We start from the raw sequence: 486 nt of genomic DNA on the forward strand, positions 1-486 counted from the left end.
TGTATGTGAGTCGGATAACTGGCACTCATTGTGAGGTAGAGCAAGCTATTGAAGAGTTACTTTGTTGGCGTGAGCATAGTGGATCTAATATGCCATTATGGCGAAAAATATTGAGGCCATTTATTAAAAAAAAATAACAAAACTCTAGAACACTTGGATGCACAATGAAAGCTCGGGATTTTCAATATTTTTCAGGTAAAAAAGTTTTATTACTGCAAGGCCCTATTGGCCCATTTTTCACAAGGCTAGCATCTGACTTAAAAAAAATTGGGGCTGAAGTTTTTAAAGTAAACTTCAATGCCGGAGACTGGTTTTTTTATCCAAAAAATGCAATAAATTTTCGCGGCAGCATGGATGACTGGCCTGATTGGCTTGACCAGATAACTGACAAATTAAAAATTGACATTATATTATTATTTGGTGATTGTCGGCCCATTCATAGAATATCACACGCGATAGCAATTAAAAAAAATATCGATGTAGCAG

At 35.8% G+C, this 486-nt stretch carries 1 pseudogene; it reads left to right on the top strand.

The annotated features are described in order from the left end of the window. Nucleotides 1–164: 164 nt before the first annotated feature. Nucleotides 165–486: pseudogene (locus JHD59_RS22120) on the top strand (hypothetical protein); the annotation flags it as partial.

This window comes from Chromobacterium sp. ASV23 (assembly GCF_016428945.1).
Taxonomy (GTDB): domain Bacteria; phylum Pseudomonadota; class Gammaproteobacteria; order Burkholderiales; family Chromobacteriaceae; genus Chromobacterium; species Chromobacterium sinusclupearum.